The organism is Novipirellula methanifontis, from assembly GCF_052161655.1.
GTDB lineage: Bacteria > Planctomycetota > Planctomycetia > Pirellulales > Pirellulaceae > Novipirellula.
Genome location: NZ_CP197418.1, coordinates 7462476 through 7481546, shown reverse-complemented (window position 1 = coordinate 7481546; position 19071 = coordinate 7462476). Strand labels below are relative to the sequence as shown.

Below are 19071 nucleotides of genomic sequence, written 5' to 3'. Positions count from 1 at the left end.
AAATCCACCGTTTGATTTTTACAGTTAGAAAAAACTTGTCATGGATTTACATGCCATCAGCTGCTGACGCAGGCCAAGCAACGAAAGTTCCATGAATCTGAAAAATTCGTTGTTTTTCCCTCTCGTCGTCAGGGGGTAAGGTTGCGTGCGAAATCTTCGCACGTGATCAATGTGACTCTTTTGGGTCTCAATCAAAATCGAGCATGGCAGAATCGAGTGCGGAAATGGCTTCATTTCCCAAGCTATCTGCCTCTCTCTCGCCTGCGATGAGATCGACCGCATCGGTATCGAGCCAATCGTAGGCGTCCAAATCCACACTCGAATTGAATGCGACATCGGTTCCCGAGTTTTGGGCTGTTTCTGCGCCAAGTTTGTCAGGGCTTGGGGCGAGGGCGAAGGCAGAATCGGGCTCCGCCATCACCGCCACTGTCTCGCTTGTCATCATCGGAATGGCGGTCGCCGTGACCGAGCTCGTAGCGATGCTTTCGCCTTGTGCCATTTCCGCTGAACCGCCTGATCGTACTGGGCCGCGAAGCGTCAATTCATTGATCACTTGCAACGCATCGAGTGCCGAAATCTGGCCATCACCGGAAACGTCAAAGTAATTCGGGCCGCGATCGCCAGGCTGTACCGGGATACTCGAGACGTTGCCACCCGCAAGTTGCAGCTTGTTGATAATCAACAATGCATCCAATGCGGAAACCTCACCATCGGCGTTGACGTCGGAGAAACCATTGGGGTTCTGCAGTCGGCTGGCGACCACTTGGATCGACACGGTCGCTGGTGAACTGAACCGTCCCTCGTTGTCCGCAATCGAATACGTAAACGAATCACGTCCGACAAAACCGGCCGCTGGGATATAGCGAATCAAGCCGTTTGCAAGCGGCACCGCATCACCACGACTCGGTCCCGTTACAATTCGAATGCTGCCGAGGTCAAGCGATCCATTGATGTCATCGGTGTCGTTGGCCGCGACATTAATGTCCACTGCCTCGTCCACAAATGTGCCCGCGTTATCTGATTTTGCAACCGGTGCTGGGTTAGCATCGACCGTGATCAAAGCAGGTTCACTACGCAGTCCGAGATTGTCCGCAACAGTGTACGAGAACGTGTCGTTGCCCGAGAAACTGGCAAATGGCGTGTAGGTAATGACCCCGTTCAAATCGATTTGCACCGATCCAAACGCAGGCTGCAGTGCAATGCGAACCGATCCTGGATCGATTTGACCATCGATATCCGAATCATTGTCCAGTGGGCGGATGATCGTCGCTCCGCTTGCAGCAAGAGCTGGATTGTCCGGTTCCAAAATCGGGGCGTCATTGATTCCGTTGATGACCACGCGAACCACAACCGGAGGACTGACCACACCGGCTTCGTCACGCACGGTGTACGAGAACGAATCTGTCAGACTCTTGCCAGGTGCAAGTGCCTGCAATATTGATGCATTCAGCGGGTTGTAGGTAATCGTCTGTGACACGGCATTAAATGTGACGGTTGCTCCGCTGACCGAAGTCGAAGTTGCTGGCATGATCAACGTCAGCTTTTCGTTAGGATTGGTCTGCAGATCGGGATCCCCGTCATTCGCGAGCAACTGGCTGACCGGAATCGTCAACACAGTGTCTTCGTCCGATGGATTCAACAAATCGGTCAATGGGCGTGGAGCGTCATTGATTTCGTTGATCTTGATCTGGAAAGAAATCGGTGGCGAAATTGCCTCACCGCTATCGGTCGCGTTGACGACGACGGTGACTGCACCGACCGCGTTGGACGCTGGAGTGAATCGCAATACGCCGGATTCACTGATAACCGGAAGCGATGCGAACAGTGCCTTGGATTCATCGGGCACGGTCACGCTAAAGACGACCGTTTGACTGCTCTCGTCGCTTGGCCCCGGCGAGATCTGTGACGCCCAGACTGCATTGTATGGTCCGCTGTCTTCGTCCACCGTGACGTCGCCACCGCTAATGAAGGTTGGCGGATCATTGACGGCAGTCACACTAATCGTAAACGTTTGTGTGTCACCAATCGCATTATCACCAATCGCCGCGTCGCTCGGTCCCGTATCCCGGAGCTGTGCGGTAAAGACCGCTTGTCCCGTGGCGTCTGGAGCCAACGTGTAAGCCAGCGTTGCTGAAGAATCGCTGATGATCGCGTTAGGTGCGACCGAGAACAGCGACGCGTTTCCGCTGATCTGCGTGATCACGAACTGAGTTTGCTGAGCTGGAATCGTTCCGGCACCTTCGAGTTCGTCGGTTGCATTGGACGGCCCTGCTTGCACATTGGTAGCCCAATTCGGCACCCGGACAACACCACGGCCAAAGCCGGTGTCTTGATCTTCGACCGAAACCACATCGCCGGCACCGCTGAAGATCGGTGCATCGTTGACGGGCAGGACGTTGATGGCAACCGTATTGGAAGCGATTCGAGGGTTGCTACGAACTGTTCCGCCGGTACCAAAGTCAACCGTCACGCCATCATCGGACACGGTGTAGATGATCGCATCCATCCCGGTGAAATTCGCACGTGGCTTGTATCGAAGTGAAACAACTTCGCCGTTGCCGCCAAGCACTTGCGTTAACGTTCCGCCGTTCAGCGAGGTGACCGGGATAGGTGTTCCGAGCGACAACGTTTGATTTCCGCCTGGTGTGACGTTGGCTGCTTCGTTCGCTGGTCCAACCGTAAAGACATCCAACAATCCAGGATTGGTGCTGTCGCCACGAACGCGAATCTCTACTTCACCGTCTTCGAGCAATGTGAATTGCAGCGGAGTAATCGCAGGATTGATTTGTGGCGGATCATTGACCGGTTGAATCTCGATGGTCATCGTTTTCGCAAGCGATGAAATCAAGTCGCCCCGCGTTGCGTTTCCAGGACCATCGTCGGTAGCAACGATTTCGAACTGGAACTTACCGAACGCATTCGCTGCCGGACGGAACGTTAAACGACCGTTGGAATCAATCGATGGGAACTGAGAGAAGAACTGAGCAGCTTGTTCCGCTGCAAATCCCAAGGACGTGACACTGAACGTCACGTTTTGCCCTGAATTCAGGTCGATTTCATCAAACGCGTTGAACGGAGGTCCCGCATTGATGTTGAACGCATAGTTGTTGATCGTCACCGTGGCACCGTCTTCGGGCACCTCAATGTTCGGTCGGCTAATTTCAAACTCGGGTCGGTCATTGACCGGATTCATGTTCAAAAGAACTTGGTTAATCGACGTCAATCGATCAGGAATTAACGACCCGGCGGAGAGTGAATAGGTTTCGCCGCCCGTACCACTCTTGTCACGCACGGTATAAGTGAACGAGTCGGCGGTGCCAATTGCGTTATTGAAATTGGTGGGCGGTACATAGTTCACACCAACTAGCACGCCATTACTGAAGACGCTCGTCAATTGGCCACCCAACGCGGTGGTCTCAGGGAAGTCAAACAATTCGAGTGTTTGGGATCCACCCGGCAGTGCCGCGACTTCATTCGACGGACCTGGGGTAAAGACATCCAATAGACCGATTTGGCGGTAGCCGGACGTTGCCGGTGGTGCGGTGATCGGAATAAAGAACGGCTGCGACGTGTCGCCCAGTGATTGCGTGTTGTCTTCGCGAAGCGTGTAGCTAATCGTTCCATTGGAACCCACCGCATACGCTTGGTCGATGATCGGATTAGGACCTGCAGGAACAACGCGATCGCTCGTTCCTAGCACACTTGTATTCAAACGCGGGGCATCATTAACCGGGCGCACGTTCAAGACAAATGTCTTGTCGGTGGATCGCGGATCATTAAACGCCGGGTTGTTGGGTTCTGCGTCGGTTGCACGCACAACGTACGTTGCGGTACCGAATTGATCCGGCGCGGGGAACACTTCCAAACTGCCATCGGCCAGCACACGTGGGCTCTGCAACATCAGGCCTGCAGGCACGGTTGAAAGCGAGTCGACGATCGTGAACGACAACGTTTGGACTGCGATTTCATCGAGTGCCGTCGCAGGACTCGGTGCTTGGTTAAACACAAATCCAGGAATGGTGGTTGAAAGCGAATCATCACGTTCAAGCATATCGACGACGGGAATCGTTTGGAAAACCGGAGCATCGTTGGTCTCGGTTACCGTCAAGGTCACCGTTCCCGGTGTCGTTGAACGTTCGTCTGCCAGGTCGCGATTCGCGACGCCGCCACCGAACACGGTCGCTCCATCATCGGAGATCGTGTAGGTAAAGAAGTCTTGAGGATTAAACGGGGTTCGCTCGTTGTAATCGACTGGCGGTTCGTAGGTTCCGTTGACGAACGCACCATTTGTGAAATTGAAAGTTAATTTGCCACCGATGCTGGTCGTCAACGTTAACTGGCCGCTTCCGCTCGTCAAACTACTCACATCCACGGTGTTCGAGTTGGATGCGAAAGCGACAACACGAAGTGCTTGGTTCGACTCGTTGTAAGCAGCAGGAGGTGGTGTAACAAATTTTCCGGCAAGGTTAGGTTGTTCGCCCGGTTTGCCAGTGATTAAGTCGGCGGCAGAGAAGGTCAAAACGGCCGCAGCAGCGGGTTCTGCAACTTCGTCCAACGTCAGCGAACGATTAAACGCAACAGGTTCGTCGTTGATTGGCTCGAGGAAAATCGTCGACGTCACGGTAGTCGTTAGCGGTGCATTGACCCGCGTTCCATCAACGGCCTCGTCAACGCCTTGGTCGACCACTGTGTAAGTGAACAACACCTGGCCATAGACGTTCGCAGCCGGTGTGAACAATAAGTCGCCACTCGCGTTGAGGATGATCGTCCCTTGGGTTGGATCCACCAAGGCCACCGGGCTGACCAAGTCGATGGTTCCGTCATTGCCGCGGATTGCTTGATTTTCATCAGCGGCATCAACCGGTCCACTCAAGTCATTTTGCAACAAGAACGCAGCAGGGATGACCAGTGGTTGATCTTCGGTCGGTACCGGAGCGGTCAAGCTTTGTAAGGTGAAGTAATCGTTATAAGCGGCGTTCGCGATTGACACAGTATCAGCCGTCAAGAACGGAGCATCGTTCTGTGGCGTGACGCGAATCGATGCCGTTGCCACCGTGCTCAATGGTGTCGGGAAGGCCGGGTCAACGGTTCCATCTGGCAACAGCAAAATGCCATCATCTTCGACGGTGAACAAGAACTCGTCCAACCGGAATTCGCCGGGTGTCGGAGGCAAGTTGTCGCTGTTGAAGTTGAGTTTTGGTGTGTACTGAACCGCGAGAAGTGATCCATCGACGTCAAACGTCGCAGTCAACGATCCTCCTTCGACGGTAATCGCCGTGGTGGATGCGTTGGTTTGATCAATAGTCGTTCCGGTGGCGAGGTCACCCCCAGTGATCGACACAACTCGCAGCATTTGATTGGATTCATCAAACGGAGCTTGTGGTATTGCAGGGTTCACGTGCCCCGCTGCACCAACGAGCAATTCGGCTGCAGTAATGGTAAGCGTATTATCCTCGGTCGTTACAAACGCTTGATTCATTGCCGCCGGTGGATCGTTGACCGGGGCGATGTTGATGGTGACGGTGGCAAATGTCGAAACATTTGTCGCTTGTTGGCTCACATTCTCTTGCGTGCTCAAGCGATAAGTGAATGTGTCTTCGCCATAGAAGTCTTCATTCGGAGTGTAGCGGAATTCGCCGGTAAAGCGGTCGACTACTTCGATTGTTCCGTTTTGTGGTATCGCCCCAATGAAATAGCGAACTGGGAACAATTGGCCCGACAAGCCTGTGTCGTTGTCAAACAATGTGCCTTGGGCACCACCGATGACAACGTTCAGGGTCGTGTCTTCGACCGCATTAAACGTATCGTCGATAGGCGTTGGCGTCGCGATGCGGCGAATCGAGATCGGATAATCTTCGACTTCTCCGCCCACGGCGACGCCTGTAGGCCCAAGGTTGCCTTCGGCGCTGATACGGAATCGCATCCATGTTTCACCGTCGATTGCCGCCGCATAGGCAGCGGTGTCTCCGGCGATCGTCAGCAAGTTGCCGCCTTGAATGACGGGCGTACCGGCAAAAATCTGCTCGCCTAACTCGAAGGTTCCACTTCGGTCGAAATCGATCCAAGCATCAAGCAGTCCAGCACCGGTGACGTCCACGTGAACGTTGGCTCCCGCAGGGTCCAGCGGATTGATGTAACCAAGTGTTTCTTCAGCAGTGACCCCATCAGGTCCCGCACCGGGCATTGCAAAGACACGAACCACCGAGCCGTTGGACGCCGTGTAGATGCCGGTGGCGACACCATCTTCGTCATCAACCGCAGTAATGGTGATGGAGTTCAACTGGTTGACATCGAGCGAAACGATGACCGAATCCCCAGCGGCCGCGACTCGGGTCCGAATCGCGGTAAACAACTTCGCTGTGACTTCTTCCACGGTATCGGTGAGATTAAACGCGACGGCGACGTTGTTCGAGCTTGGCACAATGGTGCCGGTAATGAACTCGAGTTTCGTGATCACGCCACCAACATCAATCGTTAACACTTCGCCACCAACGGGTACCGTATCAAGGGTAACGCGTTTTGTGGGGTTAGCGGCGGAGTCCACAATTGTGAACACGGAACTCGCGGACGTTACCGAGACGGACACCAATTCGTCATCCGACGCTGGCGATGGGTTCCCGTTAACATCGACGTCCACAAACTGACCAAGTCGTGGCAGACGATTGTTATTGATCGTGTGCCGTGCACCGGAGTCGCTTAATAGGGTCCCGTAGGATACAGGTGCGTCGCCATAATCGAGTTTGACGTCTGGCATCAAAATCGTGAAGCGAGTTTCGCCTGTGGGCCGGTTTGGCTGCAACGGGTTGCTTGCCAAGTCAGAGATCGCCCGGATCGTCGAGCCATCGCTCTGCAACGTATCTTGGTTGTTCAAGATGATTTGGTAAGTAGCATCGGGTCGCCAAATGCCACTGATCGGGGTCAATCGCAACGTGCGTGTCGCCGCGTTGTAACCGATCGTGTAATCAATCCCTGAAACCAATTCGACCCCATTTTCGATCAAGACGATCTGGTCTGAGCCAATGGTGGACGAATCGGGACCGATGCCTGAGCCTTCAGTGATCAGGATTTCGAAGAACTCGTAGACTCCTTCGCTCAATTGCAAGAAGGTCTGGCTTGGGTCGACATCGATATTCGCTGAATCGTTGTCGTTGGGTGAGATCAGCTGTGCTTTGGGTCCGGTCGTATCGGAGCGGTCAAGTGCACCGCGATCAATATCGACATTGTTACCTTGACCGGTACTTGTCGAACCGTTTTTGCGAATCTGACCGGCCAGATCACGGTCGCTCACGACGATTGGGCTCTGCGAGATGCCAACGGAATTCTTGACCGAGACGATCGAAGGACGGTCGACTTGGCTTTCGATACTGCTGTCAATCAATGGGCTGCCCGCAGCCGGATAGAAGTTGGGGCTACCCGCTGCCAAATTGAACACGCCAACGTTTGGATTAACAAACAAAGGTCCTGTTGGATTCACGATCGCTTCGGTACCAACGCCGATTCCAACGACCGTTGTCCCATTGCCTTGATAAAGCGTTCCACGCACAACCGTTGCGCCCGCGTTTTGCGAACGAATCCCCGTCGTATTGTTGACAAGCACATTGTTGAGCAATGTAGGTGCTGCACCGTTTTGGATCTGAATCCCGATGCCTGAGTTGAATACGGTATTGTTCACCACTCGCGAGAATGCCGAAGGACCTCCCGAAGTCGTATTGCCTCCCAATACAATCCCGTTGCCATTGTTGATCAACAGGTTGTTCTGGATGGTCGCCCCTGGAATCAGCTGCTCGCTGTTCAATGTGGGGAAGTTCTGAACGGCGCCTGGTTTCGGACGATCTCCTTCAAGCGGCACCTTGTTGCCGGCCGCAACATCGCTGGCCGAAATGTTCAGCGCGGTTCCCGACGAGAAGCTGATCACATTCGAATCAACGATGAACTGACCTTGATCGCGATGCAGATTCTGGTCTCCGTTATCCTCGCCGAGGACAACGTTTCGCCCCGTAACGACACCGATCAAATGAGTGCGTCCGCTTTCGGGCGATGTGAAATTGATGCTGCCAAGATTGCTAGCCGCTGCATAGCCGTGGAAAACGATGACCGGATCGGTACCGTCGGCAAGAATGCCGCCGCTCGTCGTCACTTCAACGCCGAGGGCCGCACGAACGGATCCACTATTGATCGCGTTGCGAATCGTCTGGGCAACCTGAGCCGCCGTATCAGAAACACGATATTCGATAACGACATTGTCGGTATCTGCCGGAGTGGTTAGCGACGGAATCGTGACATCATTAAATTCGAACCGCAACGTTTCATAGCCGTTAGAAACCTCGAAGGTATCCCCATCGATGATTTGGCTACCATTGCTCTGGACGACCATGTTCAAGCCATCAGCAAGTCGTTGATTCAGGCCGAAACGAACATCTTTGCCGATATTGTTTACGCCCAGGTACTCTTGGCCCAGACGAATCTCTAACTGATAAGGGCCTTGGGTGATTTCTTGCTGCACTGGTCCAACAACACCGGTCAACGAGTTGTAGTAACGAGCTTCATGATAAGGGTTGTCCGCCAATGCGGTGCCTTGCGTGCCGCCCGTGAAGCTTTCACCGCGTTCGGCCAAGCCAATCACAATATCATCGATATAGACTCCGTTTGCCCCGCCCAGTCCGCGTGAGCGTTCGCCGGCACGTAGCAGTCCCGACACGCTGCGGCTTCCGCTATAAACGCCATAGTCAGAGCCAGGCAAGTTCGATGCACCCGCGTTTTCACCATTAATCAGCGTCAGTGGTGTGAGGCTGCTTGACGCAGAAATCGCTTGGCCGTCAACCGAGACGTGCAGCGAATATCGCTCCCCAGTAGGAATTACAGCTCCGGTGATCCCGCCTGTTGTTGCAAACGAATTAAACGCGGCTACGCCGATGATATAGGTCCCCGGCAACAGGAACGTGTGCTGAATAAAGGGGTCAAGGAATGTAGTGCTTCCCGCATCGCCTCCGGCATCATCATTCGAATTGAGCGGATTCCCGGCGGAATCATAAAGATGTAATTCCAGATCATCTGTCGAATTATCAATATCAAACGTCGCGGTAGCTCCAGCTGCATCGACCGTGAACGAGTAGTAGTCGTAAGTGCCGTCTCCAACGCCCTGGATGGTCAGGTGAGGTCGCGCCACGCTATTGGGGACATTGGTGTCAAGTGATTGCGACCAAGACTCGCCATCCAGGTTTTGGGCAGTCGCAAGAGTGTCGTTTCCAGGCTGCGCAAGGATGCCCTGCGAACTTGTTTGGTTAATCGCAAGGTCGTACAGACGTACAGCGTTGGTTGTTCCAACCACCGGGAAGGCCGCTAGGCTTGGCAGGGCATCGAGATAATGAATTTCGTTCGCCAATGCGAATTGGATCGCGTTGCGCACTTGAATATCGGTCATCGAAATGTCGACATCAATGGCAACCGCGGTCGCTCCGACGCCAGGTCTACTTCGGATCAGCGATTCCAATCCATCAAACGTATAGCCGCCGACTTGAGTTTCACTATTGAAATTAACCAAAGCGGGTTTGCTGGGGCTCGAAACGGTCGTTGTGGTCGGATCGCCATCGGCTGCAATGAACGCCGCCACTTTTTGCGCCACATCGGCTGCGGTATCCGTTGGCGAAACACTGATTTGCCCCAGGCCCGCAAATCCGGGCACAAGTTCAACGATGGTGGTTCCGTCCGGTCGCTCTAAGGTCAATGGAGCTGTGACTTGGCTGCCAGCAGGCATCTGAACGACTAAGCCGAGATCGAACTCAAACGCTTTGGTCAGAGTCGGTATTAGATCGCCTTGATTGGTAACAAGCCGATCAGGCATCTCGCCTGAGACAACCAGAGTTTGACCATCGGTTAATTTGTGGCCTGGGATCGCTTGGATCTCGCTTTGGTCGGGACGCGCTTCCCCAGCCGTCGAAAATTCAAAGCGAATTTTGACATCTTGTTGCCCGGCCCATGGCCCAAGGTCAATACGTGCTTGGCGGAAGACATCATCGTCAAACAACTCTTGCACAAATCGTTGTTGAAAAACGTTCGTGTAGCCATTGCTGCCAGTCGGGTCGTATTCGTGTTCTGAACCACGAATATCGTCCCAAACTCGGTTGTTAATCGTATCGTCGAAGTTATTCGTTGCAACAAGTTGCCATTGGCCATCGTCACCGGCAATCATCACACGCAACGAATCACGCATCACATCATCGAGCCCAGCATCGCTGGTCGTCGTCACATTGTCGTCAGCGTTGGTGTTCTCGGAATCGAGTAAGTAGGTGAAGTACAACATCGGCAGATCAGCCGCATCAAACCCGGACAGATTCAACGTGTTGCTTTGCACGCTGCCGTGCGCCCCACCTAGGAAATTGTATCCCGAGAAGCCTTGAAGATCGTCGGCGTCCAAATCGTTGTTGCCGTCGGAATTATCGCTGACTCGGCCATCGCCGTCCTGGTCAAGGTGCGATAGATGATTGAAGTCATCGCTCAAATCATCGAACCCAAAGCGAATGGATCCTCCGCCGATCAGATCGGCGCGATCATCAAGTGCGTTGACACCATGACCGGGTTCGTTTCGCAGTGTGTCTGTCAAATGCCACAGCGTTGAATCGAGCGAGCTAAAGAACAAACCAGCAAACGCGCCTGTGGTCGACGTGTTGTCCACCAGAATACTGTCGGCACCAAATTCGAAGATCGGCTGCGCTGTCTTCGTTGTCAGGTCGAAGGCATAGTATCGCCGCGGCGTTGCGTTATTAACCGGTGTTCCCGGCGTTGTGGCTCGTCCCACACCGTAGTACAGATTGGATATTCCAATGGTGTCGTTGACATCACGGAAGTTCTCCGGTCCCACACTGACTCGTTCAAACACCAATTTATTGCCGTTGGAATCGGTAATGAAATCGACGCCAGCGATATAGTCAACGCCTTCGACCGCGAGCGGGTCATCGGCCACGGTCGGATCAACGATCAGCGTCGCGAATCCGCGGATGTCCCCACTCGCATACGTGTTGTTGCTGTTCTCGCTAAAGGTGGCTCGCCACACCGCGCCGGTACTGGTGAACGCTAATAGAGATTGCCCGCCATTAATGTCGGCGACCAAATCGGTAACGTTGCCGGTGTTCAAACCAGTGGTGGGCGAGACCGTAGGGATCTGAATTTGGGCGACAATATTGGTGCCGGCCCAAGGGGTTTCCTGAGGAAAACTGAAATTGGCGTAGTTGTTCTGAATCCGCGGGTCTAACGGGTTCGCAGACTCGAAGCCGCCGGTCAGATCGCGTCCAGCACGACTGATCGCGGTGCCATCATTGGGATCAAGTCGATAGATCAGGTTGTTGGCATCAAGGTTCGGTGAAACCGGACCTACCGTATCATTGGTTCCATTCGTTCCGACAATCGTTCCGTTGAAGGTGCCACGGTTGGCGAGTCCATACAGGAAACGAGTCTCTGTCGTCGGGCTGCTGTAGTAAGCCAGACTGTCAAACACCATTCCTTCGTTGTCGCGATTATTGATCGCAACAGGGGGATTCGCATTGTTCAACGCCCATTCGTAGGTTTCGATCCCGGTCGCCCCGATCGCCGTGAACACCCCTTCGGTGCTGACGCTGTACGTCGTAGATGTGTTCCCATCGTTTCGCTGGGTGTTGCCCTCATTGCGAATGGCGATGATGTCACCACGGGCCGATTGTGCCACGGCACCGATCGGAACCGATGTCGCCTCTTCGATAATTGCGTCGTGACGTCCGGTGAAGGGATTGTAGATCGACAAACGCGACGCGGCGTTAGAATCGACACGCTCGCGAATCGCCAACAATGGAATGTCACCGAACTGCCATGGAATGATGTTGCTGCCGTCGTCATTGAAGCCAACCTGCAGCGACTGAGTTCGCTGATCAAATCGCGGCTGAATCGGCGTTCCTTCGCTTGGATTGCTGTTGGTGGTTGGGGCATAATCAAAACGATCGTCCACAATCAGCACGTTGGGATCAAGCGGCTCGAGCCGTGCGTTGGTGTTGGTCGGGTTGATCTGAGTGAACTGGGTCATGTCAGCAGGCATTTGGCCTGTGGTCCCGACGATCACTTGATAATCACCATTGGGGTTCAATTCCAATGGTCCAATAAAGGCATCACGATTGCCCTGCGAGCCTCGTGATAGATCTTTCTCGGTCGTTGGTTGTCCCGGCACAATCGGAGTGATCTGGTCATCCAAAATGTTCGAGTTGGTTCCAATCGCAATCAGATTATTGCCATTGAACAGATACATATTTGTATCGGGTCGTGTCAGACCATCCGCCCAATCGATATCAAAGACGGTTGAAACCTTGTTGGCCGTTGGGTTGATGCCTTGCAGCGAATCACGATCGACCGTGAAGGTGTAGACATCGACGGTGTTATCGGCGACACCTGCGACGGAGATAGCACCGCGATCGGTATTGCTGAGACTTCCCAAATCGATGGTTCCGCCAGGATTGAAGAGCTCACCCGCCAATGGCGAGTGGGCTGGCAATCCAATGGCAACAATCGCATCGGTGGCATAGCGAAGGTCGGCATAGCGAACCACGCTGCCGGGGAATTCATCGGTTTCGCTGAGTCGGATTTGGAATTGATATCCACCCTGCGTTGTCCCGCCTGCCAATCGACTCGCATCGATTCCAGCCAACGTCGTCAGATTCGCCGCTGGATTGCTGCTGCGAATACGCACGTAGAACGTATTGCGGGTTCCGGTGGTACCCGGCAAGACAACACGCATCCCGGAATCGCCATCGTTTTGACTGAACAAATCGCGGTATTCGCCATTCACATTGACTTCGGCGTCGTGATCCAGTTGCATCGGCAACGCATGACCATCACGCATCAGACTGCTGTTGACAAAAGTCAACTGGCCGGTCAGCGATTCGGTCCGCGAATCTTGGCTCAACGCCAAAACGCGACCATTGCCGTCGAGCAGTTCGAGCACCGTATCAAGTTGAGCGTCGGTACGATCGACATCGAACCAGACCAAGGTTCCGGCGGTACCTTCAAAACTGTACAAGTCCTGGTCTTGGTTGGCAGCGATAGCACCATGCACCTCAAAGCCAAGACGGATATTTTCGTCGCCGGACTTTTCATTTGCAGCCAACGTTCCGAGTTCTTGATGTTGTCCGATATTGGCGTTCAAGTCACCGACACCGCCAATTCGACCTTCCCGCTCGGTCACAGCCGCCACGTTTCGATCATGGCTATAGGGATCAAAACGCAGCCCTTGCCAATCGCCAGGGCTGGCAGAACCACTGCCTCGCATCGTGTCGGTTTGAACCGCACCACTTGGGGTGAATCCTGCGCCGACGGTATCATCGTTGATGCTCGTCATCACGACGGGGAACCCAGGTTGCCCAAGCACCATCAAACGTCCACCGATCCGATCGACAATATCAAGTGAACGGCCGGTGGCCAAAATCTCAGCACCGTCCACTTTGACGACCAACGACTCCGTCGAACTACTTTCGATTCGCATTCCGCCAAACGTATGCAGATCAGGGATTTCGATATCACTGTCCAGGACATGAACAATATCGGTGTCGTCCCAGACGACTTCGGTGGTGAGCACTTCACCACGAATGACCATGCCATTGATTTCGTTGTTTTCCAACTGATTGCCACGAACGACAGGTCCCTGGTTGGCTGGCGGGATTGAGTAACGATCAATCGGTCCAGTTTGCCGCCCACTATCGCGGCGGAGTTCGGAGTTCAAAGCGTTGACATTGATGTCAATCGCAGCGCCATTGTTGCTGACGAACGTATTGCCAACGATGGTTGGCTGCGCCGCTGTGACATGAATCGTAGCAGCTGAGTTCGGTGCAAAATCATTTCTGGCACCGATTTGTGAACCGCCGATACCATCGTCATTTTGCTCAAACACACTGTTGGCAATACGTGCTTCGGCTTGATGAATTTGAATCGGATTGAATGCGGCGGTACCGCCTCCAACGCCCGTGATGCCGCCAGCAAAGGCGATCAACGAATGGTCCAAACTAAGACGACTTGTCGGCGACGCGTAGATCCCCGCCCAGTCGCCGGCATTGCCGCTGCTGGCGGTGTCTCCGTTGGTATCAAAGGTTCCTCCGGCTCCGTAGCGATCGTCCGCACGGGAGGTAAAGATGACCTCATTCCCCTCGTCACCTTCGGCTAACAACGTTGTGCCAAAACCAAGTTGAATTCGCGCGCCCTGGTTCTTGATGATCATCCCAGGATCGATCACCAAGCTCGCATCGATTCGGCCTTGACGGACGGTCGCAATGCTGACGTCCAAGGTCGGAGCGGCGGCAACAGGAACGGCCAAGGTATCGGTGTAATCGCGAGAGGATTTATCTAATTCGGCGACCTTTTTGAACGGGCCTCCGTTGAAACTGCGATACAGGATTCGACCGACATATTTCCCGGTCGCTGCGGAAATATTCGACAATTTGATTGCGCTGCCCGCTGCAACGCCAGTCACCGATTGTGCAAGCGAACCCGGACTTTCAAATCCATAGGCATCGATGAAGGTATAGCTGTATTGATAATTTCCGCTCGCTAGTGATCCAGCGCCCGGTTGCTTGGCCAAGCCAATGATGGGACTTGGGCGTTTTGATTCCTCGAACAAACCACCAGGCGACCCATCGAGGAGTAAATTCTCTCCAAGCACATGGACGATATCGGTATCATCGAAGCGGGCCGGAACGACCAATTGCTCAAGCGTGCCACCGGTGGGTGTATCGATACGAACAAAAAGACCATTGGTCGCATTGTTGGTAATCAAGTTGCCATGGATGCTCGGGCCGACGCGACCGTAGTCCGTGGCAAATCCGTTTCCAGAAACCGATTGTTTTTGGAATCGTGGCTCGGTGAACGTGGTGACAGCGAAGGTATTGGGATCTGCAGAAATCGCTCGTGAATTCTGCTCGATGATGTTGTAGGAAATTTCCGCACGCGCTTCGGACAGATGAATCGGATCGATCACCCGGTTGATCGTCGAAACCTCGCCGCCACCAAATGTGAACTGAGCGTGATTGATGTAGTTATCAAAAATCCCCTGGCGCTCTGCATCGCTGCGTCCTTGAAGACGATCGATGTCGTTGCGGATTTCGATTCCACCCCAGTTCGCTGACGCAGGCTGAACGGTCAATAGCGGATTGCTATTCGACCCAAGAGTTCGATCGTTGTAGCTGGTGAAGTACACCGGCAAATTGGGCTTGCCCTGGACTTGGATCGAACTTTGATTGCGATTGACGCCATCATCATCACTGCCAACCGAAATTCGGCTGTCCAGGAATTTCATCACAACACCAGCATCGATCACCAACTGGATTCCGCCTGGCAGAACCAAATTGCGACCATCGGCGAGTGTTTGGCTCAACGCATCGATGTACCCGACTTCGTACGCGATGTTATCTAACGCAGTACTGATGTTTCCGTCTTGACCGCCATTGGGCAGCAACCGCACAACAACGTCCTTGGCACCGCTATTTGTCAACGCCGTAGCTGCGGCGATAGCGCTCGGAATGGTGGTAAACGGATTGGTCTGGGAACCCAGCAATCCACTTCCTGATCCACCTGATTTGTTGACATAAACGGTATTGGACCCGGCAGGTTTGAACCAGAAGTTATAGTCGCCGCCAGCATTTCCATCGCGATCGCCATCCAACTCGCTACCACCCGCATCGGTGATGGCCGAGCCGACGTCCGAACTGAAATCAACACGCAATTCGTACTTGCCTTCGCTCACGCCACCGGCGGAGGAGACGCCCGAGTTCGGGTCGTAAGAGTCATTGCCCTCGGCTGCGACTCCGACAAAGTAGGTTCCTGGGGTGACCGCAAATTCAAGAAACGAATCACTGCCGAAGTAATCTTCGTTGCTGGAAATCAACTGAAGATTTCCGCCTACCTCGCGGAATAACGACAGCCGGGTGTCCAACAGACTTGCGTCGGAAAGTCGTTGTGCAAACGTTTGAGCCTTGAGTACGCCGGTCTCGGTCACATTGACACGGTACAAATCAACATCAAGCGATTCCTGTTGGTGCAGGTACAGACCATGGACAAGGTCGTTGTCGCCTGGGAATGCCCATTCAGGAATAAACGGACCAGGACGTTGCGTATCGGGATACTCATCTTCATCGCCTTGAATCGTACCAGGTGGCAAATCGTAGGAGTGCCCGAGGCCAATGGCATGGCCTACTTCGTGCAAGGCAACTCGAAAGAACGAACCGCCAAATCGATTTGATGCTTGGTTTTGGAAATCGAGAGAGTCCATCGTGACTCGTCCGGGCCCACCAAGCCCCGCGACGCCCCCGACACCACTCGTAACGGAGGGGTCGGCAGTACTGAGGTCACCAACAATCAAAGCCAAGCCGGTCGCGTCGGTTTCATAGAAGTCGATTCCCAACATCGACTCATAAAGCTCGAGCACTTCGCGGAATCGTTCCTCTTGATCGGCGTTGATGTCGTTAAATAACGGAGCGCCGCCACTATTGGTTCCGTACGAAGTGTTACGCAAAAAGGTGTAAGGAATCAATGTGATCGAATTGTCAAAATCACGATTGCCTGGGGACAGATAGTGATCTTCCACTTCGATGTCACGATGGCCGGGTTCTTGAATTCCACCAGGATTATCGACCAACGGATTAATGCCGCTCGCGGTGGTATTGCGGATTTCTTGACCGACCACCACGGTCGACCAACTTCCTGTTGCCGCCACAGGGATGGTATTCGCAGCGGTGGCTGTCAAACCAGGATCGGTCGCGATTGTGTTGGCGACCGTGTGCTTTGTGACGCCAATCGTGCTCAAATTGGTGCTGTCACCAATACGCAATCGAAGGGTGCTTCCGCCGCTGACGTATGTGTCAAGGTTTGCCCCGAAGGTCAACGTGACTTTTCGCTCGGCGTCAACCTTGGCCACACTGTCGACCGGAATCACCACGTCGTCTTCGCTGGTAACCGTGCCTTTGGTATTGATCAATTGGTAAAACGCGGCGGTATCAACCGTGGAGCCACCGCGGAACAAATCGAGGTCGTCAAAGTAAACATCAATTTGGTTAGGTCGCGAAACTCCGTTGTCAATCGGTTGTGGGACTACCGCGATAACTTTCCCACCAAGTTCAAGCTCGAAACCAATCACATCTCGAAGTTTGGTGATGTCTCCCGCGACCGGTTGTGGATTGGTAGGGACGAATGGGGCTCCCGTCACACTGGTCAAATCGGTCGAGACGGAAATCTGATAAAATCCGTCTTTCAAATTCTCGGCGAAGCGTAAGGTCACATTGCGACCGTCCGCATCTAAACCAGCGAATCCAATCGGAATGAGAGTCGCGTTGGTATCGAAATTGCCTGTTTCGCTGTAGTGAATTTCAATGGCATCGAGGGTCGCAGAATCAAGCGAATTGAGCCCAGTAAAGGTCAACAACAATTCCGTAGGCGCTGTTTGCCGAATATTCGCATTGGGCTGATCCGATGGATCGAGATCAAATAGGTCGCTGCCGTTGGGCGCAACCGCGATCAATCGAGGATCCGAAACGTTGCTTTGACTAACCGACAATGTATAGAGCTGCGATTCGGTAACATCCCCTAGGGTTGGACCGTAAACCGATCGACCAAAAACACCAATGGTGTAAGTGCCAGACTCACTCAAGCGAAGTCCAGAGATGACTTCCGGCCGTCCTAATAGTCCATCGTTCAGACTGCGAATCAGTGTGCCATCGGGGCCGTAGAGTTCAAATCGCAGATCGCTTAATTGCGTCGAATCTACCGAGCGAACTGTTCCACCATCGGGACCGATGTTGTAGACCAATCCATCGGGAGCAACGATTAGCGTAACGAGAGTGTCCGCCGTTCCGGTGAAGCTATACCAGTCGGCATCGCTATCGCGGTCCAACGAAACGTCACGCACTTCGATAGGGCTTGTGCCAACCGCACCAATGTCCACCGCGTTAGCGCGTACGTCGTTGTCGATAAAACGATCGCCGTACAAGCTCTGTGCCGCGAGGATATCGTCATGCTGAGCCCCACTAAACCTGGTAGTGATGGTGGGTTCCATCAACTTGGATTGGTCGGTGGGTGCAACGTGGCCGAGACCGATGCCATGACCGATTTCGTGCATCAACACATTGTGCAGTGCACGATTTTCGCCAGTCGGTCCGTTTGAATTGTTTTGATAGAAAATATCGGCAGTGTCGATGACCATATCTCCCGCGGCGCCACCGCCGCCTGGGAAATAATTAAAGGCGAGTGTGTTGAAATTGCCGTCGATGGTAGCACCACCGATTCGAAAATCACCGCGTGTTCCGAGCTCACCGTCATTCGAACCGCCTTGGGCGGCGCCATCGTCATTGCCTTCGTAAACGAATGTGATCCCGCTCAGCGCACTCCAGTCATCGTAGGCCTTTTGGATCAATGGGAACCAAGGACGGTCTGCTACGGTGTTTCCCCCGCCGCCATAGATGCCATCCAAGAATGAAATCAAGTTACTCGGGGAGCCCGGATTGTCCGTGCCTGCGATCGGCGTTCCGTCAGGAATGATGCTCCAGGTCAAAGTGATGGAATCACCAAAGGTCGCACTCGTTCCGCTGGCGGCATCCGTCCAACGCGAACCTGGTAAATTGATCCCATTCACACTGCTGGAGTCATGGAATTTGCGTTCCCATTCTTCGATCACGTCGGTGGGGGTGCCCGGCGCAAACACAGCGTGGGGTTGCGCAAGGCTGTCGTCAAACGACGCCCCCACTGCCATCTGCGTTCCGCTCGCATCGAGCATTTGCAGAAAACCCGGAGCCGATTCTGAGGCCGACGCTTCGGCAGCAAAAAACGAAAGTGGGCGACTCTCTGGCAGATCGCTGGACGCCTGTGCCAATGAGATAAGTGCTTTGGTGTCGCTTTCCCCAATCATTCCAATTTCAGCAGCCAACAGCTCGCGACGCTCTAGCGTCTCGTGGTGCAAACGACGTGAAGTTTTTTTCGACAGCGGGGAGGATTTGCGAAAGTTTCGTCGCTGAGTCATGTTCGCCCGAACCTCGAGGGATCGTATTGAAAGGAAAGTATTGGATCGTCGTGAAAATA

The 19071-nt window shown here is 53.8% G+C and carries 1 protein-coding gene; it reads right to left on the bottom strand.

The window, feature by feature from the left end; all coding sequences use genetic code 11:
* Positions 1–187 precede the first annotated feature (187 nt).
* Positions 188–19012, bottom strand: a complete 18825-nt coding sequence (locus tag SH528x_RS26835; protein ID WP_442506519.1) for a tandem-95 repeat protein — start codon at positions 19010–19012, stop codon at positions 188–190.
* Positions 19013–19071 lie beyond the last annotated feature (59 nt).

Bases quoted from the DNA above. Each gene is read 5' to 3' on its own strand.
- SH528x_RS26835 (WP_442506519.1), bottom strand. From the start codon at position 19,012: ATGACTCAGCGACGAAACTTTCGCAAATCCTCCCCGCTGTCGAAAAAA.